Origin of the sequence: Ensifer adhaerens, assembly GCF_028993555.1 — a bacterium.
GTDB lineage: Bacteria > Pseudomonadota > Alphaproteobacteria > Rhizobiales > Rhizobiaceae > Ensifer > Ensifer adhaerens_I.
The window spans coordinates 574,769-596,255 of record NZ_CP118612.1 but is presented as its reverse complement, the minus strand read 5'-3'; the positions used below and the strand labels follow the sequence as shown (position 1 = coordinate 596,255).

The following is a 21,487-nucleotide window of genomic DNA, read 5'->3' as shown; positions in this document are numbered from 1 at the left end:
GGGGCAGTTTCACCGGCCGAGAGCGTCCCCTTCATACTTATTCCCGATAGCAATCGTTTGCTCCTTTGGGCCCATGAAGGCGCAGTCACACAAATGGACCACGAACAAGGTAGGATGAGCTTCGGAACCCTCTTCGTACCCGAGCGGCGCGTCTGGGGCATAGGCTCGACGTTACCGTGCAGGCACGTCGATTTCACGCAGCCTACAGCTTGTAGCCGATCTTTCGCAGCAGGTCTTTCCGCCAAGCAATGTCCGCGTCGGTTTCGACACCCAGCGGTGAGGCGCCATCCACCACGCCGAGCACGCCGCGGCCCAGCTCCGTTTGCGCGACGATCACCTGCGTCGGGTTGGCCGTCGCGCAATAGATGCGGCAGACCTCTGGCACCGCACGCACCACCGCCAGCACGTTGACGGGAAAGAAGCCGTCGCCCAGGAAGATCAGGAAAGTGTGGCCGGCGCCAATGGCCAATGCGTTGTCACGTGCGAGGGTAAGCATGGCTTCTTCATTACCCGACCAACGCACCAGCCGCTTACCGGAGGCCTCGCAGAAGGCCAGCCCGAAGCGGATGCCAGGGACCGCGCCCACCAGCGCCTCGTGGAGGTCCTCCACAGTCTTGATGAAATGCGACTGGCCAAAGATGAAGTTGGTGGCGTCCGGCTTGACGATGGGCACCACGGTGAGTTCCATGGCTGCGCTCCTTCATGTAGGCAACGTGATGGTAGGTAGGCCTGTGGAAGGCGATTTCAAGCTGCCGATGCGACCGCTTCGCCCCCTGCGCTGCACCTTCACTTCTTCGCGGATCGGCCAGCGCGACGGGAGGCTTAGACACCGAAGAGTCTCTTACTCATAGTAAGGACCGCGCCTTAGCTACCCGTTGATCTCCGTGCAAAGCGCGGCGAATTCGACTTCCTCTTTAGTGCACGTTTTGATGTCGTGCGCCGTCGCGTTTTTAAATGGAAAGGTGTGTGGCTGCCTTTTTGCTTTGAGCCAAGCGGCCCCGGGTCAAAGTGCAAAAATAAGCTGTGGTTCGTATTTGCCCTCGGTCGTATCGAGCGACGACAGCTTCATAGCCAGTAGCCGAATGCCCTTCGGCGCTGGAGGGCAAAATCATGGCGTGTATCTCCGCGATCGAATGCCCGCCAAGTCTGCTTTTTTGCACCTTCGCATTCCAGCTTCATCTTCGGTGGATAGAAACTGACGACGACGGCAAACAAATTCGCCAGCACCGCGCATTGAGGCCGTTGCGGCTCAGCGCTGCTCCACGTGAATGAATGGCAGCTTCTGGGCTCGGCGATCGGCGCGCTGAACGGCTCGGATGTGGGCGCAATGCCGACGTTTGCAGGGCTAAGCGTGGACGCGCCTTATGGGCCGGACAGAATTGTGCTTCCACGAGCCTTGCGGCGCCAACCTTTCAATAATCATAATCCTGGAGCTTGAGGAATGACTGCATTGTTCCTATATTGCAGTCAATGAAGTCGAATATGAGGGTCTGACTATGGCTATCTTGACCGTACGAAATGTGCCTGATGAAGTGCACCGAGCATTGCGTGTTCGCGCGGCGATTCACGGCCGCAGCACAGAGGCGGAAGTCCGCGAGATTTTGGAGCGTGCGGTAAAGCCCGAACAGCGTGTACGCATCGGCGACGCCTTGGCTGAGCTAAGCGGGCGGCTTGGCCTGACCAATGAGGATTTTGAAGTGTTCGACCAAGTGCGAGACAAAGCGCCGGCTGAGCCAATGAGGTTTGAATGATCGTCTTAGACACGAATGTCGTTTCCGAAGCGATGAAGCCGGCCCCGGATTTAGCAGTGCGCACGTGGTTGAATGACCAAGTAGCCGAAACCTTGTATCTGTCCAGCGTGACGCTGGCGGAGTTACTGTTTGGTATCGCTGCGCTACCGGAGGGCCGGCGCAAAAAGGCGTTAGCCGAAACGCTTGATGGCCTGCTCGCACTGTTCGATGATCGTGTGTTGCCATTCGACACTGCGGCGGCTCGGCACTATGCGGACCTCGCGGCAACGGCGCGAGCGGCGGGGAAAGGATTCCCGACACCGGATGGATACATTGCCGCTATCGTGGCCTCCAAGGGGTTTACAATTGCAACACGCGATACAAGCCCTTTCGAGGCGGCTGGTGTCCCCGTCGTCAATCCTTGGACCCACCTGTAAACTCGCCATGCGGCGGGTCGCCGGTTCGAATGCGTTCAAGGCGAGGGATAAGATCGACACCCCCGGCCCGATTCCAGCCGATCAGTGGAAATTCTTGAGGTTGATGGTTGCGCTGAATTCGCCGTTCATGAGTCGCTTCAGGTGAAAGCCAGCGAGCGGGTCCTCCGGATTGCGACCGACCAGCGCAGCGAACGAAGCTACGGCACGAGGATCGCCGGCCTCCAGCTCTGCGAAGGCAGCCATGTACGCCTGCGTCGCACTGCTGGTATAGTTTTCAGCGCCCAGCGGTTCGAAAGCGCGGATCGGCTCCGCTCTGCCTCTGAGCAGGAGGTCGCCAACAGGGCGGCCGCAGAACCCTTCCATGCCGTCAGCGAGGTTGCCACTGACGCAAATACGCGTGCCAAGCGACTTGTTGGCCGCTTCCAGGCGCGCGGCAACGTTGATGGTGTCGCCGTAAGCACTATAGTCGAAAAACTTTCCTCCACCGAAGTTGCCAACTACAGCCGTGCCGGCATGTGCACCTATCCGGGTGTGGCCAAGGGCTATTCCCTTTCTGCGCCAGTGTTCACGAAAGGACTGTGCGAAACCGTCAAGTGCGAATGAACAGGCGATCGCGCGACTGGCATGGTCCGACTGATCGACCGGCGCACCGAAAAGTACGTGCAGCGCGTCGCCAATGACCTTGGCGACTGTACCGTCGTGGGCGAACACGATGTCAGTCATGCCGACGATGTAATCATTGAGGAGGTGCCCGAGCATATTCGGCTCGATCGTTTCCGCCAATGTGGTGAACCCGGTCAGATCGGTAAAGAGCGACGCAACATCTCGGCGCTTTCCGCCAAGATCAAGGCCGTCGGCGCTGTTGGCCAAGCGTTCGGCGAGGTTAGGCGAAAAGTAACGGGAAAGCGACGCGCGCGCGTGCTCGGCCGCCGCCTGCCTGCGTTGCGCCTCACGCAGCGTCGCCACATGGTGGATGGTCTTGCCAATCGTCGCTTCCAGATCGGCAAAATCGATCGGCTTCGTGACGAAATCATATGCGCCGCGGTTCATCGCGATGCGGATGTTGGCCATATCGCTGTAGGCGGAGACGATTATCGTGGATAGGTCCTCGTCCAATTGCTGAAGCTTCGCCAAGAGCGACAGGCCATCCATACGCGGCATGTTGATGTCGCTCAGCACAATATCCACGTCGCAATTGGCAGCAAGCACGGCCAAGGCGTCAACTCCGTCGCGGGCGAACAGGAAACGCAGCGATCCGTCACGGATCTGCTTCCGGAATTTCTGGAGAAGAAGCATCTCCAGGTCCGGCTCGTCGTCTACAACGAGTATGTTTGTGTTCATGCGGTGCGCCCAACCCGACTGTCGATTTCTTCTCGCAGCGCGTTGAAGTCGATCGGCTTGGTCAACAATGCTTCCGCGCCACATTCGATGGCTCTTCGCTTCGTGTCCGGATCACCATAGGCCGTGATCACTATCACCGGCACGTCGGGTCTTATGCTCCTCGCCTTCGGCACCAGTTCGAGCCCGCTCATCCCCGGCATGTTAACGTCGGACAGGATGAGAATGAGTGTGACGTCGACTGCATCGACGATCCTTTCGAGTGCGGATGACGCTGATCGTGCGAACTCCATGACAAAGCGGCCAGCGCGCAGATCATGGCGGAACTGCTGTTTGAAAAGCGATTCAACGTCGGGCTCGTCATCGACCACCAAAATGAGGAGGGTCATGATCTGCCCTCCCGCGCTGGCATCGCCGGGGTGTTCCGCGGCAGTCGAATGCGAAACTCGGTGTAACGACCAGGTTCTGTGTCCACCTCGATGGAACCTGCATGCTGCTTGACGATGATGTCGTGGCTGAGCGAGAGGCCGAGGCCGGTTCCTTCACCAGCAGGCTTGGTTGTGAAGAAAGGATTGAACATCTTCTCCCTTACCTCTGGTGGGATTCCGACGCCGTTATCCCGGATAGTGATCTCAACGCTGTCTCCAAGGTTCCTGGTCACTGCCGCGAGCGTCGGCTCGTAACTGGCGCCGGGCTCTGATGCCGCGCGGTTGCTCGTCGCATAGAAGCCGTTCGAGATAAGGTTGAGAAGCGCGCGTGTGATGTCCTGCGGGTACAGGTCGGCCTCTCCGGCCAGAGGGTCGAACGATGTCTCCAGCGCGATCGTGAACCCTTGCTTCTCTGCTCGAGCACCATGATAGGCCAGATTCAGGCTCTCCTCGACGATGGCGTTGATACTGGTCCATCTGCGCTCGCCCGCCCCCTGACGCGAATGCATCAGCATGTTCTTGACGATTGAATCGGCGCGTTTGCCATGCTGGACGATCTTTTCAAGATTACCCTTTATCGTCTCGGCGAGCGTGTCGATCTCGGCGCGCGGTGCATCGTCGGCTACCGCGCCGTCGAGCGCCTGCTGAAGCTCTTCGAGCAACTCGACCGATACCGCCGAGAAGTTGTTCACGAAATTCAACGGGTTCTTGATCTCATGCGCAATTCCGGCGGTCAATTGTCCGAGCGAGGCAAGCTTTTCCGTCTGGATCAATCGGTCCTGCGTGGCCTTGAGTGCGTCGAGGGAGTGGGACAGTTCATCGGTTCTCGCCCGCACTTCCTGAAAAAGACGCACATTTTCGATGGCAATCACGGCCTGGTCGGCAAAGGTCGATGCCAACTCGATCTGCTTGTCGGTGAATGGTCGCACAGTGGAGCGGGTCAACGCGAGCACCCCGATAGGACTTCCTTCACGAAGGAGCGGCACGCCAAGCACGGTACGGAATCCTCCGAGTCGTTGCGCTTCCGGCATGGCGTACTGGGGGTCATCGAGGACGTCGGCCACCTGAACCGGCCGGACCTCAAGCAGCGTCCGCCCGACAATGCTGCCGCGCCCCGGCTCCAGCGGGAGCGCTCGAAAATATTGATCGAATTGCTGCGAAAATCCGTAGCTGGCGACTGGATAATGCGCGTCGCCTATCGGCCGGGTCATCGTCGCCATGTCTGCATCGCAGAGGCGTGCAGCGGATGCTACGAGGGTATCCAGAACCGATTGGAGGTCGAATGCGGAACGGCTGATAACCTTCAGCACCTCGGCCGTCGCCGTCTGCTGTTCCAGCGCTAAGGCCAGTTCTGCGGTCCGCGATTTCACCTCATCGAACAGCCGCACGTTCTCAATTGCAATGACCGCTTGGTCCGCAAAGGTCTGGAGAAGGTCGATCTGCTTTTCGGCAAATGGCTTGAGTTCAGTTCGTCGTATGACGAGACCACCGATAGCCTCCTTTTGTCGCAGCAAGGGCGCAGCCAAGATCGTGCGATGTCCCATCCGCACGGCCATGCTCTGTCCCTCTGGGTATTCGTCGGCTTCGGCCGTCAGGTCCGGCACATGAACTGGTTTTCTGTCAACGACGGCCCGTCCGGTCACCCAGCCCCGCGACACTGGCCAGCCGACGAAATCGATCGGTATTGGCCCGTGATGCGCCCTCAAGAAGAGAGTGTCTCCATCCTTTAGGAAAAGGGCCGCATCATAGGCCTCGCAAAGCCGCACCGCCGATTCGACAAGCGTATCCAGCACCGTCTGCAGATCGAAGGTCGACCGACTGATGACCTTGAGAACGTCGGCTGTCGCAGTTTGCTGTTGCAGCGCCTCCTTGAGATCGAGATTGCGCTTCTCCAGATCCGAAAACAGTCGAACATTCTCGATCGCGATCCCGGCCTGGTCGGCGAAGGTCTTGAGGAGTTCGACCTGCCGATCGGGAAACAATCCTAGCTCGGTTCGTGCCACGACAATAGTGCCGATCGGAACACCGCCGCGCATGATAGGTGCGGCCAGCAGGCTTCGGTGGTTCGACGCTTGAGCCCTTATGGCGGGGTGCAACACGTATTCCGGATCGACGAGCCGGTCCGGTATCTGTTCCACCGATCGACTGAGGATCGAGCGTCCAGCCGCAGTGCCTCGACCAGGTGGGGCTGGAAGCACCGCGCTCTCGGGTTCCAGCTGGTGATGCGCCACGAAATGCAACAGTTCGCCATCATAGCGAAACACGTGGCAGAATTGCGCGCCGCACAGCCGGGCGGCGTGCTGGGCGATCGTGTCGAACACGGGTTGCGCATCGGTCGGTGAGGTCGAGATGACGCGAAGTATTTCGCTGGTCGCCGTCTGCTGTTCGAGCGCCTCGCCAATCTCTCGGTTGCGCGCTTGCGTCTCCTCGAAAAGACGGACGTTCTCGATCGCGATCACGGCTTGATCGGCGAAGGTTCGCAGGAGTTTGATCTGCCGTTCTGGAAAGTATCCGACCTCACGTCGACTAACGCCGATCGCTCCGATCGGACGCCCTGTCAGCACCAACGGCACGCCGATCGCACTGCGATAAGACACGATTTTCGCCAGCGGGAGCAATTGGTATTCAGGGTCGGCAAATACGTCAGGAATCTGCTCTATGGTACCGCTGAGAAAGGCTCGCCCCGTTATATTGCCCCGATAGGGGGGCCGCGGGAAGATGGCATTTACCGCTTCAATGCCTTCGCGCGATACGCCGTGATAGGCGACGGCGTGCATGAGCTCACCGTCGAACCGAAACACAAAGCAGAATTCTGCCGCGCACAGCCTCGCTGCGCTTTTCGCTATCGCATCGAAGACGGGCTGTACGGAGCTGGTTGAGGTCGGAATGACCCGCAATATCTCGCTCGTCGCTGTCTGTTGCTCGAGTGCCTCGTCAAGCTCCCGCTTCAGCAGTTCGACCTGTTGCCTGAGACTGACACTTGATTTATCCGCCCCGCGCCCCTCCACTGCAGTATCCCCCATGCAATCAGCTCGCGTCGAAGCGCTACCGTCACCACCACGGGGTGCGCCATGGCCGGCGCTAGGATGGGTAGAATACTCCATCTGATCAGGTGTGACGAGGTTACTTCACCGCCATGCTCCATCTGGGCTCGGAAGACGCAATTGCTGCCACAGTAATCCTGTTCGGCCGGCCGCTGGGTATCGATCTTCCCATCCCGGTTCCATCGTCGCAGGGCCAGCACCCGGCAATTCCAAGCGTTATCGGCGAATGCAGCAGCGGGTTGAAGGGAGCCGATCTTCACGAGCCTCGTACACGGCAGTAGCGAAGACGTTCGCGTTCTGTGTTCTGTGCCAGAATGATCGCATAATGTATCCGCTGGACCGCTGAGTTCGACCGCGCCGACCAGCCGCGGGCCTTTGCCATTCAACAGAGTTGGCCGTTGCGAATGGCTTGAAGCTCGGCGAGGAAGGCAGTTGCAACCCCGGTCGCCACAGCCGCGTCCGCAGGATCGACGTCCTGGCCGTGCGCCGCTCTGTTCATCGTGTGAAGGGCGCCTCGAAATTGGTCTGCGGCTTTGGGCGCAAGTCCGAGACGCTGGAGTTCGGCAAGCATCGGACCATGCGCGGCAGGTCTCTCGCTGTCAGTTTGGTCGGCCATCAACAACCGGATTTCACGCTCGATTTCTATGCGGAGCTTTACTAGCGACAATTAACGGAAATTCCCGCGCAAGCTCAGCTTCGGTTGGTAGCTCTCTTTGTAATGGTTGGGGAAGGGCGGTGGATAGCCGATACTCTGCAACGCCCATCGGCTTTGTCGAATCTCGAAGAGCGTACTCGACGATTACCTCGTTCTTGCCTTTGCAAAGAATGATCCCGATGCTTGGAGCATCGGACTCGTGTCGAAGTTGGTCGTCTACCGCGGAAAGATAGAAGTTCATCTTGCCGGCGAACTCCGGCTTGAATTCTTCAATCTTGAGCTCGACAACTACGAAACAGCGCAGTCGGAGATGATAGAACAGGAGGTTTAGATAATAGTCCTGACCGCCCACTTCGAGATGATATTGGCTGCCGACGAATGCAAAGCCTTTGCCAAGCTCCAACATCAAGGAGCGTAGATGCTCGATGAGGCCTTGCTCAAGTTCGCTCTCGGATATCGCCGGGCCGAGAGCGAGAAAATCGAAGCTGTATGGGTCTTTGCTCAACTCCTGCGCCAAGTCTGACTGAGGGGCGGGCAATGTCCACCAAAGTTGGTCAGCGCTTTTCCTTGGCGCTGGTAGAAACCGCTTTCGATCTGATGGACGAGGACGTTCCGGCTCCTCCCATGTTCTACGGCCGGGCGCGCATACCACAGCCTCTCTTCATCGCTTTTTCAGGGCTTCGACGAGTTTCACGTTATGGCCCCAGGGCAATTGTGCAACAAGCTGTTGCACGATTTGCTTGTCCGGGAACGGCTCAGCAAAGGCGCGCATGTATTTGAGGTTTCGTGGCGAAAGTCCCGTCATCTGGGAAATCGCGCCGGCCAACCGATCGATGACGCGGCTGCCGACCGGCAGCTTTTGGCGTTCAGAACGCGATAGCAGACATTCAGCGGGCTAGGATCGCCGTCCCTAACTGACCCGTTGCCGTCATTCAGTTGCACGGATTCGATGGTCCGGTAGCGCAGAGCTGAAGTCTCAAATTTGAACCGCCTGAACGAGGCTGCTGCTTGAAGAGGAGCCAGTCCGCCGGCCGGAGACCTACCCTACTCTGGCAGCCCTGCCATGCGATAGCCCTCCTCGAAGTACCGCCGCAAGTCTTCGTCGCGGAAAGGCTGTGGGGCGGACCAATGCCGGATCGTGAAATTTGGATTGCTGATCATGAACATCTCGGCTTCCTGGCGCGCCTCCTCTAGACGGCCCAATTGCGCCAAGCTCGCTGCAAGAATCCGACGCGATGTCGTGCGGTAGGTTTCGGGCCTGCGCAACGTATGCACTGCCGACTCGTGATCTCGAAGCGCGTATTGGGCCTGTCCCAAGATCCAGTAATACCAGCCGGGTGGGTGCGGGTTGAGCCGGAGTGCCTTGAGCACGTATTCGATAGCTTCTGCCGGATGGCCCTTCAACGTAGTCAGATCTGCGCGTATCGCCCAAGCGTCAGCATAGTTCGGATCGAGTTTGAAGGTGGCGTCAAACTCAGCATCCGATTCCGCCCATCGACGTTCATATCCCAGGATGATTCCCAGTACCCAGCGATTTCCGGCGTCGTTCGGGTCGAGCGTTACGGCCCGTTGCGCTTCCGCCATGGCCCTTGCCCGGGTGGGGTCCACCGGCTTGTCCCAGAACTCCCAACCCAACCACAGATTAAGCGCCAACAAGCGATGCGCTTCAGCGTATTCGGGATCTAGTGCGATCGCGCGCTCCAGCAGGAAAATCGCTTCTCGCGCGTCCAGTGCCGTTCGCTGGCTCAGAGGCCGCGCACGTACACAGAGCTCGTAAGCTTCCAAGTTCGTGGGTCTGTTGCGCACAGGCGCGGCCGTCAGCCTGCCGACCAACGCTTCGACTATCTTGCCCGTCACCTCATCCTGCACGGCGAAGATGTCCTCCAAGCCACGGTCGAACCGTTCGGCCCAAAGGTGGTCCCCTCTAATCGCATCGATCAACTGGGCATTGATGCGCACCCGCCCCGCAGCCCGCCGAGCGCTGCCCTCGAGAAGATAACGCACACCAAGATCGCGTGCGACACGGCGCACGTCCACAGGCTTGCCCTTGTAGGCGAAGGTCGAGTTCCGGGCGATGACGAACAATCCGGCGGTCCTAGAGAGGTCCGTGATCAGATCTTCGGTCAGGCCGTCAACAAATGACTCTTCCTCGGGATCGTTGCTCATGTTGGTGAACGGAAGGACGGCAATCGAAGGCGTGGCGGGCAGCGGCCTGGCCGTCTTCTCCACTGGGACGTAATTCTCCTGCGTCATCGACGATGACGACCAGACTCTATAGGCAAGCACTGGCTCGGTGATGTTCTTCATGGTTTGCGGACCAAGTTCATCGAAGCCGAAGTCGAGCTTTCGCTTGACCTGATCGTAGACGCTTCCAGCAACACAGATTTCTCCCGGCGCGGCAATGCCCTGCAGGCGGGCGGCCACGTTAACGCCGTCGCCATACAGATCGCCTCCATCGACGACGACATCACCCAGATTGATGCCGACCCGGAGAATGACTTTGCGATCCTCTGGCAGGCCGTTGTTGGCATCCGCCATCCCGTTTTGCAGCTCGACCGCGCACACGACCGCGTTGACGGCGCTTCCGAACTCGACCAGCACGCCGTCGCCCATCACCTTGACGATGCGTCCATGATGGCGCGTCACGAGTGGCGTCAGGACGGTCCGTCGCCGGTCTCTCAGTGCTGCAAGTGTGCCTGCCTCATGCTGTTCAATAAGTCGGCTGTAGCCGACCACATCGGCGGCCATGATGGCGGCAAGGCGGCGTTGGGCGCGTTCCTCGGCCATTTCGCGCGATTGCCTTTCACAAGAACGCAGTTGTTGGATTGTAGGACGCCCGTTTCAAAAGTCTATCAGGCCAGCGTCTGAAACTGGATCGCGATCCGCCGGCGCGGGATCACGAGCGGTGTTCCAAGCTGGATCAGCTTCTGCTGCCCCCTCTGTAACTTCCCGGCGGCAGTAGCGACCTACAGCAGCCTAGTCGGCTCAATGAGTGCGGCAACGCCTCCAACTGCTCGTCGGGCCAACAATGCCCCGGCTACCGGCAAGCCGCGACTGCCATCGTTCACGATCTCATCCTTGTCACACGCAACGTCAAGGATTTCGAAGACACCGGTGCCTCCGTGATCAATCCTTGGGAAACGTCGGCGTGAGCCGCTGGGTGCCGGACACCCTCTGTATCTCATTGCCCTTTCGCGAAGGATAGTTTTTCGGACCAACTGGTCGCGGCGGTTTCGATCCTGCGATATGGAAGGGCAGGGAAGAGCCAAAATCGGGCGAGCATGTGAACACCACAAAGATCCTTCAGCACATCCGGGCATGAAGCTGCGCGTGCATCCTGAGCGCTGCAACAAAGCTGAAGATGCAAACCTGGAGGGCTACTACAAGGCTCTAAAGGCGGAGGGAATGCCGTTCGCTAGGGACAATTCCGATAAGTACGGCCCCTTGATCCGCGAGCAGTTGACCCAGACGCTCTACGAGTTCAAAACCAAACAGAAGACTTCGCCGATGGCGCAACTGGCGGATCTGTACCTATGGCCGATCTGCGTGGGCGGCTATCACGCCAGCAATCGTCCTTACCAGCGCCTGACCGACGACGGAAAGCTGATTGACTGCCATATCAAGGAAGACGAGCGGCCGATGCTCGGATCCAAATATAGCTGCTTTGAGAACGTCGAACGGAAGGCCGAAAAACTCAAAACGCCTCCGACGTTTCTTCGAGGCTTTTGGGCGTCCCCGTCGTCAATCCTTGGACTACCCACCTGTAAACTCGCCGTGCGGCGGGGTTGCGCTGAATTCGCCGTTCATAAATCGCTCGACTGACCATCTACGCTGTCGGAGCGGCGCTCTAGGGAGCGTTGCCTCGTGCTGCAAATGTTTGCCTTTTGCTATCTGAGGAGGCGAATCGCACCAGGATTGTTGATGGTGTTGTTGGCAAGCGCCGCCTTGCAATCCAGCTTGAAGCTGCTGTTGCCGATCATGGTGATCTCCTGCGCGACGATGCGCACGCATTCGCCGCCGGTCGAGCCGTTGCCGGCATACTGGATCTCTTTCGATGCCGGCATGTAGATGATACCCGCAAGCGACGAGGCACTATTGCCGTTGATCGTCGCGGTCGCGGTATTGTTTCTGGCGGCGACGATCGCGAAACCTGCCCAATCACCCGTAAGCGATGGGCTGACCTTGAAGGTCGAGCCGCCGTGAATGTCGAGCTGCGCACCGTTCAACAGGAAGAAGGTGACACCTTCGCCGCTGATCACCGACTGACTGGCGAATTTTAGGTTTCCGCCGTCGATGATGTAGTAGCCCGGCCGCAGAAGAACCTTGCCCTTGATCTCTAAACCACCGTAGGTGCCGGGCTTCAGTTCGACGGTATAGCCGGCAGGAACGTTGTTCGGCGTCTTGCTCGTGCCATTGCAGTCACCATTGCCGCTACCGCCGCCGACAAAGTTCTGGCCGCATCCCGCGAGGCTCACCCAACTCCCGGTTGTCGGCATCTTCTTGGACCCGAACGGATCGGAGATCGGCGCAACCTCCTCCACGGCCTTGGGGCAAGCAAGCTCGAGATGGGCTAGCGTCGCCGAGACCTTGCCGGCCGTATAAAGACACTCGGTCTTGAGGGTGGCCGAGCCGCTGAGATAGATCGACTGCGGATCGGTCGAATTCGACGTGATGGTACAGCCGGACGTATCGACACTGGCACTACCGCTCACTTCGAACGCCCGGGTTGCCGTTGGGTGAAGCGCCAGCATACACGCTTCCCTTCCCGGCATGCGGGCTGCCACGCTTGCGCGATCAATCGTATAGGGTTTAAGGCCCCAGAAGAGCGGCGCGTACTTGAGCTCATAGGTTGCCGTCGCCGTGGTCTCCACGCCGAGGGTACCGAAGGCGACTTTGATGGCCTGCGACTCCACCGGCGCCGAGCTCCCCTCCGAGCCGATCTCTTCAACGATCTCCGGCGTGCCGAAGTTGGCGAAGAAGGTGTTGTTCGCCAGGTCTTTCGCCTTGGCCTCATTCGCCCCCTCGCCATAGGACTTGACCGCGGAAAAGGCGGCCGCATCGAGCCCGTCCTGCATTTTGGCGGATTCAAGATTGATACGGGCGAGATTGATGGCGATGGACGCGCCGGTAAACAACGGCACCAACGCCAGAGCTGTCAGAATGGCGAAGTTGCCGCCGTCGTCCTTAAGGAGGCGGACGAGCTTGTTCCTCAGATTGCTTAGCATCTTACGCTTCGTTGCCCCTCAACAGATCACGACGACTTCGTGGGCAGTGGCCAACTCAATTGCGCGTCAATCTCTAGCTGGAGCGAGATGCGACCCAGTCGACCGCATCTCGCGCTGCCGTCCTAATCCACACATTAGAAATAGGTAATATGGAGCAGGCTAAAAATCCGTTAAGCGATGCAGCCTGGTACGACGACGAGACTCTGAACGAAACGCGCCATCTCCAGACTGGTGGCCGTTTCCCGGTAACGCCCCCGACAGCACCCCCTTGCGTGGTGTGCCCGACGCCCGCCGCGGGTCTGGCAACTTTCCCTTAATACTTAGGGTTTTAAAATTTGGTTCGTACACTTTGTGTTCTCTCAACGTTCGTCGAGTATTAGAAGTAAAACCATACTTCACTTCTCAACTAACGATGGAGACCTATGTTACGGCGAAACTGCCTATGAACCCCTCGCGATCTAAATTGTGTCTTCACGCTTCCCGACGATGCCTTCCAGGCCCAAGCTATAGGCGTGCGCAAGCAATTGTGCCGGGTCGGCGTCCACCTCTTCCGAAAGCAGGATTGCTCCCTCTTGACCTGGTAGCGCCTCCTCCAGCAGATGCTGGCGGGTCCGATACTCGACCTGGCGCATGTCATGACCGTCGAGGTAAAGAAGATCGAACGCATAGAATAGGGCGGGCGATAACCGGCTTCGGATCTTTCGTCCGGATGCCCCCCAACGATTTCTACAGCAGGCTGAAGTCCGATTTGAAGACCAAATGATTCAAACAGTCCGGGTAACGCTCTAACCAAGTGGTCAAAGTTTGGCCCCTATTCGACCCTAGCCGTTTGGGGCCGCCTTCAACGCTCTGTGCGACCGATCAGACTTTCACGCTTCTTTCGAAGCAAATGGCAACCTCGCGGCAAAATCGTAGCTGACCAGAAGTTGGCTCCACAAGGAACGAGGCCTGGAAGGGTCGGAACTCCGAAGGGATGTTCAATGCTGAATATGCGCGACCGTCAGTTGGACGGGTTGCGAGCCGCTGCCGTTTCAATGGTTTTGTACGCGCATCTTTTTGCTGCGGACGATTCCCATTTGGGACACCTTGGAGTAAGGCTGTTCTTCGTTCTCAGCGGCTTTCTGATCACACGGCTGCTGCTCGACGCCCGTTCCGCTGCTCAGTTCGAGCCGGCGATGGCTCTCAAATCCTTCTACGCGCGTCGCGCCGTGCGTATCTTTCCACCCTATTTCGGGATGCTGAGCGTCCTGTGGCTGGTCAACCTGGAGGGCGCCAGGGATGGTTGGGTCTGGCATGCGCTTTACATCTCGAACTTCTGGTATGCGCTCAGGGACGCGTGGACGCCATGGGTTCTCTGTCACACCTGGAGCCTGAGCATTGAAGAGCAATTCTACATCGCTTGGCCACTGCTCGTTGTTCTGACACCACGCCCTTTGCTTGGGCGGGTCTGCGTCGGTGTGATTGCCAGTTCGCTGGCCTACCGCTTCTATTGGCCGCTGACGGGGGAGCCTTCGCTTGCGCGCGATTTGCTGCCTCCCGCCTCGATGGACGCCCTGGCGGCGGGAGCACTCCTGGCCGTCCACCGTTCGACCTTCATGTCTTGGCCGCGATGGATGATGGTCAGTTGGCTGCCGCTTTCCATCTTATCCTCTGCGCTCCTTTGGGCACGATCGACCTCGACAGGTCCTGTGCTCGATTGGCTCGTCTGGATCGGCCTCGAAGCCTTTCCGCTCATCCCGGTCGCGATGCTGGTAGGATGCGCTTCCACCGGCTTCGGCGGCCGGGTCGGCAGGCTACTCGAACTTAAGCCGTTGACGGCGCTTGGGTGCGTTAGCTATGGAGTCTATCTGTATCATCCTGTCGTGCTCGCGCTGGTCGTCAAGGCGCAGGCGTGGATACCGATCGACATTGCCGAGCAGGGGTTGCGACGCTTACTCGTCGCTGGCTCCGCCACGTTGATCGTGGCCGCTGTCTCCTGGTTCGCTTTCGAGAAGCCGCTCAATGCCCTGAAACGGCACTTCCCCTATGTGCGCGCGAACAGCAGTTCCGGTGTTGTCCCGATGAACACAGGGCAAGCAACCGATTGCCTTCGTGGGCGAACCGTCGCGGCTTATCTTCCGGGCGTCGTTGCACCCTGCGCCCGAGGAAAGACGCTTTCAAACGTTAGATCTGCAATAAGTCGAGATTGCCCATGACCGTTCCGTTGGTTTCCGTCCTGCTGCCTGTTTACAACGCCGAGCCCTATCTCGCCGCGGCGCTCGAAAGCATCTTGAGGCAGGATCACGAGCGGCTGGAGGTCATCGCCATCGACGACGGCTCGCGTGATCGCTCGCTGGACATCATGCGACGCTATCAACAGGCGGACGGTCGCATTACCATTGTCTCCCGCGAAAATCGCGGGCTGATCGCAACCCTGAACGAGGGCCTCGCCTTGGCGAAGGGTGATCTCATCGCCCGAATGGATGCCGATGACATTTCCTATCCTTCGCGGCTATCGCGCCAGGTGTCGTCGTTCGTTAAGCAGCCAGAACTCGCGCTCTGCGGCACCGGCATCGACACGCTCCTCGGCGACCGTATCATCCGCGGCACATCCAACCCGATCTACCAACCGGCAAGCCTCAGGGCGCTTTCGAAGTTTTTCACGATCTTCATCCACTCGACCGTTGTCTTTAACAGGCGCGTCATCCCGCAGGATATGCTGCGCTATGACGCGCATTATGTGCATGCAGAGGATTTTGATCTCTTCCGGCGCGTCACCGACCGTTTTTCCGCGAAGATGATCGATGAGGCGCTGATCGCCTATCGAATTCACGGCAACAGCGTGACGAACACGCATAAGCGCCAGATGCGCCGCACACATCTGGCGATCGTTGCCGAAAACCTCGAGCTTGAACGTCTTTGTCACAATCCCGGCGTCCTGAACAACATCGGTCTTGCGCTGACGTCCAAAACGATCCGGCAGGCGGCCGGGTGCATTCTTTCCCTCGAGGACAGGGTCTCGGCGCTTCCTCCGCAAACCCGTGCAGGCTACGAGGCGGGCGCGTTGAATCTCTTTTATTTTCTCTATCAGCTCGTCAGCGACGAACGGCGGCCAGAGTTCACCCATGAGTTTTTGACGCAGACGGGCAAATGGGGGCTCATTCGTCGTCGGGAACGATATGGCCTTATCGCGGCGACCCGTGCCCCGTGGTGCAGCCGGATGTCGCTGGCGGCCACCAGCCGGCTGGACGCTTTGTCGCGATATCTGCGTTCCGTGCCAGCGGCGAGCGTGCTTCCACGCGAGGGGATGCACTAGCATGACCGTCGAAGGCTTGAAGTGGTCAGCGGTGGAGCGGGGCGACGTGGCGGAGACGTCGGCCGCGTTGGCGCCTACGTCACGCGACGCGCCATTTGCAAGCTTTATCGTCTGCACGCGCAACCGAGCCGAGGCGCTCGAGACCTGCATCCGATCGATCGAGGCGGCTTGTGGTATCCATGCTGCCATCCGGTGGGAATTGATCGTCGTTGACAACGGATCAACCGATGACACGCCGGAGCGAATTGCTCGGATTACCTCTGCGTCGCCGCTGGCTGTCACGCATCTGGTCGAGAGACGGCCGGGCCTAGCTACTGCGCGCAACGCGGCCATGGCACGCGCCCGCGGTGGCATCTTGATCTTCATCGACGACGATTGCGAAGTCGATGCGAACTATCTGCGCGACCTCGAGCGCCACTACGCAGGCGGTGAAGGTGCCATCATCCGCGGCGGCCGCGTTGAACTCGGAGACGCCAGCGACCTGCCCTTCACGATCAAGCGGTCGAACGCACGCGAACGGTTGACCTGTCACGTTCATCCGGGCGGATTCGTCTTGGGTTGCAACATGACGATGCACCGCGAGGTCGCGCTGCGCGTCGGCGCTTTCGATGAACGTTTCGGCGCCGGCGCCCCGCTGCGGTCGGCCGAAGACACGGATTATCTGGTGCGCGCCTATCGGCTCGGCATTCCGATCGAATATGTCCCAAATATGGTCGTCTTTCATCACCACGGCCGCCGTGCCCGCGCGACCATCGAGACGCTTCATCGCAACTACAGCCTCGGCAATGGCGCACTCTGCGTGAAACACGTCCGCACCGCGCCGTGGCTGCTCCGGCATTTCTGTTGGACCGTCCGGTCTGCCTGCGCCGAAATCTTCGGTGGCCCCCGATTTGACCCTGTCTTGCACCTCTCTCACTGGCCGATCGCCTTGATGAACCTGCTTGGCGCTCTCAAGTTCCTGGGTCTGTTCGTCTCCGCGCGGACGGCGGGCCAAGTCGAGCAGCAGACCAAAGAACAACTCCAGCGCTGAGGACACGCCATCATGTTCCGTATCCTCTTGCCGAGCCTCCAGCTGTTGCGTGATGCGTTGGGTGGCCAACTGCGTCTGCTTCCGTTTGTGGTGATCCTCGGCCTTTGCAGTGCGGCGCTGGAGGGCGCCGGGATCGGCCTCATCATTCCGATGCTGGGAATCATCGCTGGCGATCAGGACCCGGCGGCGTTGAGCGGCATCTCCGCTCTCTTCCAGCAAGTCGGATCGGGGATGGACGATCGTCATCGGCTGGTCGTCATAGCGGCTGCCGCCCTTGCCCTGATTTCCCTCAAGAACGTCCTGGCTTTTGCCAATACGGTGCTTGCGACTTTCATCTACGGCAAGGCGGGCCATTCGATCCGCGGCGCCCTGTCGTCTCAATTGCTGCAGGTCGGCTATCCCTTCTTGATGAAGGAGAATCCGGGGCGGTTGCTCAATGTCATTTCAAACGAGTCTTGGCGGGCTTCCGATGCGGTGCAAACCGCGCTTGCGGCGCTGGTAAATGGCTCGGCCACCATCATCCTCCTCGCGTTCCTTCTGCTTCTGTCCTGGCAAATGACGTTGTTCGTGGCGCTCGGCCTCGTTCTCGTCCAGCTCCTGCATTATGTCTTGTCCGCAACGCTCAAGGCCCCGAGCCGCGATGTCACCGCCTTCAACGGCGAACTGGCGGCCCGGATGCTCCATCTGGTTCACGCCGGCCGCTTGATACGGGTATTCGGCCAGGAGGCGCGGGAAAAGGCCGGGTTCGATGGGGCGTCGGATGCCGTTCGGCGCGCCGCGTTCGCGCTACAGGCCCGTCAGGCCCTGCTGCCGCCCTTGACCGAGACGCTCCACTCCATGCTTTTCCTGGCCGTCGTCGTCGGCGCTTGGTCAGTGGGCGTTACTTTTCCCGTCATCGTCGCCTTCGTGGTCCTGCTCTACCGCTTGCAGCCGCAAATGCGCGCACTGCAAATGTCCTGGAGCCAGATACAGGGCTGGAGTGGTTCGCTGGAGGAGGTGCGCTGGCTGCTAGACTCGTCCGACAAGCCTCCGTCTCCTGAGGGAAGGGAGCCTTTCGGCGGATTGCGACGGCAACTGAGATTTGATGATGTCACTTTCCGCTATCCGCACTCCGATTCCCGCGACGTCGTTTTGCAATCTGCGGCATTCGCAATACGGGGCGGCTGTTCGACCGCGCTTGTTGGCCGGTCCGGGTCCGGCAAGACGACGATCGTCAATCTACTATGCCGCTTCGTCGAGCCTGACGAGGGGAGCATTCTCGTCGATGGTGTTCCTCTGAGCCGGATCGACCCGGTGCAATGGCGAAGCCGCATCGCGCTTGCAAGCCAGGATTTGGAACTGGTCGATGGAACGATCCTGGAGAACATCACCTATGGCCGGGAGGCCACAAAAGCCGAAGTGGAGCATGCGGCCAGGATGGCTGAAGCGCATGGTTTCATCGAAGCCCTGCCGCAGGGCTATCAAACCGTCGTCGGCTATCGAGGCGCCAGCCTCTCGGCGGGGCAGCGGCAGCGGGTGGCACTCGCCAGGGCCCTGGTGCGCGATCCTGATATCCTGCTCCTGGATGAAGCCACGAACGCGGTCGACGGGCTGTCGGAAGCGGCCATCGTCGACACGCTGAAGTCGAGAGCGGGACGCCGCACGACGCTCGTCATCAGCCATCACCGAAGCACGATCTCGTTCTGTGACGAGGTCGTCATCCTCGGTGGCGGTCAGGTGAAAAGCCAGGCACCTTTCGCCGACGTTGCCAGCTTGACCATGGACCAGCTTTACGAGCACGAAACTGTGGAAGAGCGGCGGGTATGAACGGGGTTGGTCCACGCCGGCCAGACCCTCGAAGGGCCCTCAGGCCCCAGAGGAAGCTGAAGGTATTCTTGAAATAGTCCGACGCTCGGTCCATCTCGGGCTATTCGTCTGGTTGCCGCCAACGGGGAGAGCGATCTCGGTGGAAGCTTAAGATAGTGGACGAGACAAGGAAGGCGAGCGGAGGGCATCCCAGTGGATGACGCTCGAGTTGACTTGTGGCGGTTGAAGTCATTGGCGACCGGCACCAACCGTCCGACTTAGTCTGCCATGAGGCCGTCGAAAACCTCGAGCCTTCGCTGATGGCTGCGCATCGACCACATCATCCCACAGCACGCTTCCAAGGCTGAACCAGAAATTGCGCAGTTCGGCGAATCTTCTTTCGAAGCGCCGTCGTCTCGGCGGTGACGCTCGACGCACACGCCAACGCCACCGACATCGATGACGGCGCGACGCTGCAGGTGGTCGATGTGCAGGACACGCTGCCGGACGGCGTCAGCTATAACGCCGCCACCCATTCCTTCACGCTCGATCCGAGCCATGCCGCCTACGACCATCTCGCCGACGGCAAAACGACGACGGTGACGGTGAACTATGCGGTGTCGGACGGCATCACTTCGACACCGGCCTCGGTCACCTGGACCGTTACCGGCACCAATGATGCGCCTGCCGTGTCGGGTGCGGTCAGCGACGCTGCCACCGAGGGCGGAGCGGCGGTGACGCTCGACGCACTCGCCAACGCCACCGACATCGATGACGGAGCGACGCTGCAGGTGGTCGATGTACAGGACACGCTGCCGGACGGCGTCAGCTATAACGCTGCCACCCATTCCTTCACGCTCGACCCGAGCCACGCCGCCTACGACCATCTCGCCGACGGCAAAACGACGACGGTGACGGTGAACTATGCGGTGTCGGATGGCATCGCCTCGACACCGGCCTCGGTCACCTGGACCGTTACCGGCACCAATGATGCGCCTGCCGTGCCGGGTGCAGTCAGCGACGGTGCCACCGAGGGCGGAGCGGCCGTGACGCTCGACGCGCTCGCCAACGCCACCGACATCGATGACGGCGCGACGCTGCAGGTGGTCGATGTGCAGGACACGCTGCCGGACGGCGTCAGCTATAACGCCGCCACCCATTCCTTCACGCTCGACCCGAGCCATATCGCCTACGACCATCTCGCCGACGGCAAAACGACGACGGTGACGGTGAACTATGCGGTGTCGGACGGCATCGCCTCGACACCGACCTCGGTCACCTGGACCGTTACCGGCACCAATGACGCCCCGACAGCCACGGCGGCAACCTTGGCCGCGATCGCCGAGGACAACGGCGCGCGGATGATTACCCAGGCAGAGCTTCTGGCCAATGCTCACGACGTCGACGGCGACGCCCTGACGGCAAAGGACCTGAAAATCTCGGCGGGCGACGGCACGCTCCATGACAATGGTGACGGTACCTGGACGTATACGCCAGCTGCCAATGACGACACCGGCGTCTCCTTCAGCTACACGATCGACGACGGTCATGGTGAGTACTGTCGCCGGCACGGCGAGCCTCGACATCACCCCGGTCAACGACGACCCGACGACCTCTGCCTTCACCCTGACGGCGATCGCCGAGGACAGCGGCGGTCGCGTGATCACGAAGGCAGAGCTGCTGGCCAATGCCAGCGACGTCGACGGTGACACCCTGACGGTGACCGGTGTGGCGATCGACAGCGGGAAGGGCTCGCTCATTGATAATGGCAACGGTAAGCCGTCGCTCGAGGTAATGGCTTAAGTGGTGGATACAACCGGGATGCTCAGCCTGAAACGGGCGCGTTCTGAACAACCTCAACAACACCCCGCGCGCGTGCCCCATGTGGGATCAAATTCTTGGCCCGGTGATTGAGAAGCGGCGTTTGCTGCTTCTAAACGAGGGAACTCATGGAAGGCAGTGTGCTGGGACGGTTCGGTTCGACATCAAACAGCAGGAGCGTTCCGCCGTAGTCCGACTTGCTATTCCTATTTTTCTCACATCGCCCGGCGGAAATTCTGCGTAATCGGCTCTGCAAGGTAAGCAAGCGCGGTGCGGGCGCCCGTGCTGATCATCGCCTCGCTGGTCATGCCGGGCAACAATTTGCGGCCCTCGAGCTTGGTAAGTTCGTGTCTGTCAATCACGACCGTCGCGGCGAAGTATCGCGCCCCGCTGCGCTCCTCTATCATGCGATCCGCCGATACGATCTCCACGACGCCGCCGAGTGGCGGCAGGTTGTAGCGGGCAAACGCCGGGAAGCTGATAGTCGTCATCAAAAGCTCGGCGTTTTCGAGGACTTGGCGAATTTCGCCACACCTGCGGGTGAACCTACCACCGCCCCGACGCGCTGCACGCTCACTGGCGGAACGCATTGCAGCCGCCCGGCTAGGCGCTCAGCCTCGACGGTCTGAGCAGCCTCCGCGGTCGCCCACGGTGGCTGCTACAGGAAAGGCTGACAAACACACGCCGGGGACGCTGTTC

At 59.9% G+C, this 21,487-nt stretch carries 16 protein-coding genes and 3 pseudogenes; 10 read left to right on the top strand and 9 right to left on the bottom strand.

The genetic code is table 11. From position 1 onward, the window contains the following. Positions 1–202: 202 nt before the first annotated feature. On the bottom strand, positions 203–688 hold the full coding sequence (locus PWG15_RS35750) for an adenosine-specific kinase (protein WP_275027614.1): 486 nt from the start codon (positions 686–688) through the stop codon (positions 203–205). Between the two features lie 808 nt (positions 689–1,496). Between PWG15_RS35750 and PWG15_RS35745 the strand changes: the two genes are divergently transcribed. After that, positions 1,497–1,751, top strand: a complete 255-nt coding sequence (locus tag PWG15_RS35745; protein WP_275027613.1) for a FitA-like ribbon-helix-helix domain-containing protein — start codon at positions 1,497–1,499, stop codon at positions 1,749–1,751. Then, complete coding sequence (locus tag PWG15_RS35740; protein WP_275027612.1) at positions 1,748–2,167, top strand: type II toxin-antitoxin system VapC family toxin; 420 nt, start codon at positions 1,748–1,750, stop codon at positions 2,165–2,167. The genes PWG15_RS35745 and PWG15_RS35740 overlap by 4 nt, the downstream gene beginning before the upstream one ends. Positions 2,168–2,248: 81 nt before the next feature. Here the strand turns inward: PWG15_RS35740 and PWG15_RS35735 are convergent, their stop codons facing one another. The 5 genes and pseudogenes from PWG15_RS35735 to PWG15_RS35715 form a co-directional block, all read right to left on the bottom strand. Beyond that, the gene (locus PWG15_RS35735; protein ID WP_275028014.1) at positions 2,249–3,508 is read right to left on the bottom strand and encodes an adenylate/guanylate cyclase domain-containing protein; all 1,260 of its coding nucleotides are present in this window, start codon (positions 3,506–3,508) and stop codon (positions 2,249–2,251) included. Beyond that, positions 3,505–3,894, bottom strand: coding sequence for a response regulator (locus tag PWG15_RS35730; RefSeq protein ID WP_275027611.1), 390 nt, complete (start codon positions 3,892–3,894; stop codon positions 3,505–3,507). Before PWG15_RS35730 ends, PWG15_RS35735 begins: the two co-directional genes overlap by 4 nt. Next, entirely contained in the window at positions 3,891–6,956 is a 3,066-nt protein-coding gene (locus tag PWG15_RS35725; RefSeq protein ID WP_275027609.1) for a GAF domain-containing protein, read from the bottom strand. Before PWG15_RS35725 ends, PWG15_RS35730 begins: the two co-directional genes overlap by 4 nt. A 403-nt stretch (positions 6,957–7,359) precedes the next feature. After that, positions 7,360–8,515: pseudogene (locus PWG15_RS35720) on the bottom strand (PDDEXK nuclease domain-containing protein). Between the two features lie 161 nt (positions 8,516–8,676). Continuing rightward, positions 8,677–10,419: an adenylate/guanylate cyclase domain-containing protein gene (locus PWG15_RS35715; protein WP_275027608.1), complete on the bottom strand. Its 1,743-nt coding sequence runs from the start codon at positions 10,417–10,419 to the stop codon at positions 8,677–8,679. A 260-nt stretch (positions 10,420–10,679) separates the two neighbouring features. Between PWG15_RS35715 and PWG15_RS35710 the strand changes: the two are divergent. Both PWG15_RS35710 and PWG15_RS35705 read left to right on the top strand, forming a co-directional pair. Beyond that, a pseudogene (locus PWG15_RS35710) lies at positions 10,680–10,784 on the top strand (type II toxin-antitoxin system VapC family toxin); the annotation flags it as partial. 166 nt (positions 10,785–10,950) lie between these two features. After that, a complete protein-coding gene (locus tag PWG15_RS35705; RefSeq protein ID WP_275027607.1) occupies positions 10,951–11,454 on the top strand; it encodes a hypothetical protein in 504 nt (167 codons plus the stop codon). Positions 11,455–11,519: 65 nt separating this feature from the next. On the opposite strand, the gene PWG15_RS35700 is transcribed toward PWG15_RS35705, so the two are convergent. Then, positions 11,520–12,857: a TadE/TadG family type IV pilus assembly protein gene (locus tag PWG15_RS35700; RefSeq protein WP_275027606.1), complete on the bottom strand. Its 1,338-nt coding sequence runs from the start codon at positions 12,855–12,857 to the stop codon at positions 11,520–11,522. A 458-nt stretch (positions 12,858–13,315) separates the two neighbouring features. After that, positions 13,316–13,489 (bottom strand): DNA ligase-like domain-containing protein, encoded by a 174-nt coding sequence (locus PWG15_RS36650; RefSeq protein ID WP_425536845.1) that lies wholly within the window; start codon positions 13,487–13,489, stop codon positions 13,316–13,318. Between the two features lie 348 nt (positions 13,490–13,837). Between PWG15_RS36650 and PWG15_RS35690 the strand changes: the two genes are divergently transcribed. From PWG15_RS35690 to PWG15_RS36645, 6 genes are all read left to right on the top strand, one after another. After that, the gene (locus PWG15_RS35690) at positions 13,838–15,052 is read left to right on the top strand and encodes an acyltransferase family protein (protein WP_275027605.1); all 1,215 of its coding nucleotides are present in this window, start codon (positions 13,838–13,840) and stop codon (positions 15,050–15,052) included. Further along, a complete protein-coding gene (locus PWG15_RS35685) occupies positions 15,049–16,152 on the top strand; it encodes a glycosyltransferase family 2 protein (RefSeq protein WP_275027603.1) in 1,104 nt (367 codons plus the stop codon). Before PWG15_RS35690 ends, PWG15_RS35685 begins: the two co-directional genes overlap by 4 nt. Position 16,153: 1 nt before the next feature. Next, on the top strand, positions 16,154–17,182 hold the full coding sequence (locus PWG15_RS35680; protein WP_275027601.1) for a glycosyltransferase family 2 protein: 1,029 nt from the start codon (positions 16,154–16,156) through the stop codon (positions 17,180–17,182). 12 nt (positions 17,183–17,194) lie between these two features. Then, positions 17,195–18,988, top strand: coding sequence for an ABC transporter ATP-binding protein (locus tag PWG15_RS35675; protein ID WP_275027599.1), 1,794 nt, complete (start codon positions 17,195–17,197; stop codon positions 18,986–18,988). A 401-nt stretch (positions 18,989–19,389) separates the two neighbouring features. Beyond that, positions 19,390–20,676, top strand: coding sequence for a cadherin-like domain-containing protein (locus tag PWG15_RS35670; protein ID WP_275027597.1), 1,287 nt, complete (start codon positions 19,390–19,392; stop codon positions 20,674–20,676). Next, positions 20,594–20,770: a cadherin-like domain-containing protein gene (locus tag PWG15_RS36645; protein WP_425536860.1), complete on the top strand. Its 177-nt coding sequence runs from the start codon at positions 20,594–20,596 to the stop codon at positions 20,768–20,770. Before PWG15_RS35670 ends, PWG15_RS36645 begins: the two co-directional genes overlap by 83 nt. Before the next feature lie 233 nt (positions 20,771–21,003). Here PWG15_RS36645 and PWG15_RS35665 read toward each other — a convergent pair. Further along, a pseudogene (locus PWG15_RS35665) lies at positions 21,004–21,270 on the bottom strand (HlyD family type I secretion periplasmic adaptor subunit); the annotation flags it as partial. Between the last annotated feature and the right edge of the window lie 217 nt (positions 21,271–21,487).

Excerpts from the sequence above, each read along its gene's own strand:
- PWG15_RS35740 (WP_275027612.1), top strand. The coding sequence starts at position 1,748 with ATGATCGTCTTAGACACGAATGTCGTTTCCGAAGCGATGAAGCCGGCC.
- PWG15_RS35680 (WP_275027601.1), top strand. The coding sequence starts at position 16,154 with ATGACCGTCGAAGGCTTGAAGTGGTCAGCGGTGGAGCGGGGCGACGTG.
- PWG15_RS35745 (WP_275027613.1), top strand. The coding sequence starts at position 1,497 with ATGGCTATCTTGACCGTACGAAATGTGCCTGATGAAGTGCACCGAGCA.
- PWG15_RS35705 (WP_275027607.1), top strand. The coding sequence starts at position 10,951 with ATGAAGCTGCGCGTGCATCCTGAGCGCTGCAACAAAGCTGAAGATGCA.
- PWG15_RS36650 (WP_425536845.1), bottom strand. The coding sequence starts at position 13,489 with ATGCGCCAGGTCGAGTATCGGACCCGCCAGCATCTGCTGGAGGAGGCG.
- PWG15_RS35735 (WP_275028014.1), bottom strand. The coding sequence starts at position 3,508 with ATGAACACAAACATACTCGTTGTAGACGACGAGCCGGACCTGGAGATG.
- PWG15_RS35715 (WP_275027608.1), bottom strand. The coding sequence starts at position 10,419 with ATGGCCGAGGAACGCGCCCAACGCCGCCTTGCCGCCATCATGGCCGCC.
- PWG15_RS35675 (WP_275027599.1), top strand. The coding sequence starts at position 17,195 with ATGTTCCGTATCCTCTTGCCGAGCCTCCAGCTGTTGCGTGATGCGTTG.
- PWG15_RS35685 (WP_275027603.1), top strand. The coding sequence starts at position 15,049 with ATGACCGTTCCGTTGGTTTCCGTCCTGCTGCCTGTTTACAACGCCGAG.
- PWG15_RS35750 (WP_275027614.1), bottom strand. The coding sequence starts at position 688 with ATGGAACTCACCGTGGTGCCCATCGTCAAGCCGGACGCCACCAACTTC.
- PWG15_RS35730 (WP_275027611.1), bottom strand. The coding sequence starts at position 3,894 with ATGACCCTCCTCATTTTGGTGGTCGATGACGAGCCCGACGTTGAATCG.
- PWG15_RS35690 (WP_275027605.1), top strand. The coding sequence starts at position 13,838 with ATGCTGAATATGCGCGACCGTCAGTTGGACGGGTTGCGAGCCGCTGCC.
- PWG15_RS35700 (WP_275027606.1), bottom strand. The coding sequence starts at position 12,857 with ATGCTAAGCAATCTGAGGAACAAGCTCGTCCGCCTCCTTAAGGACGAC.
- PWG15_RS35725 (WP_275027609.1), bottom strand. The coding sequence starts at position 6,956 with ATGGGGGATACTGCAGTGGAGGGGCGCGGGGCGGATAAATCAAGTGTC.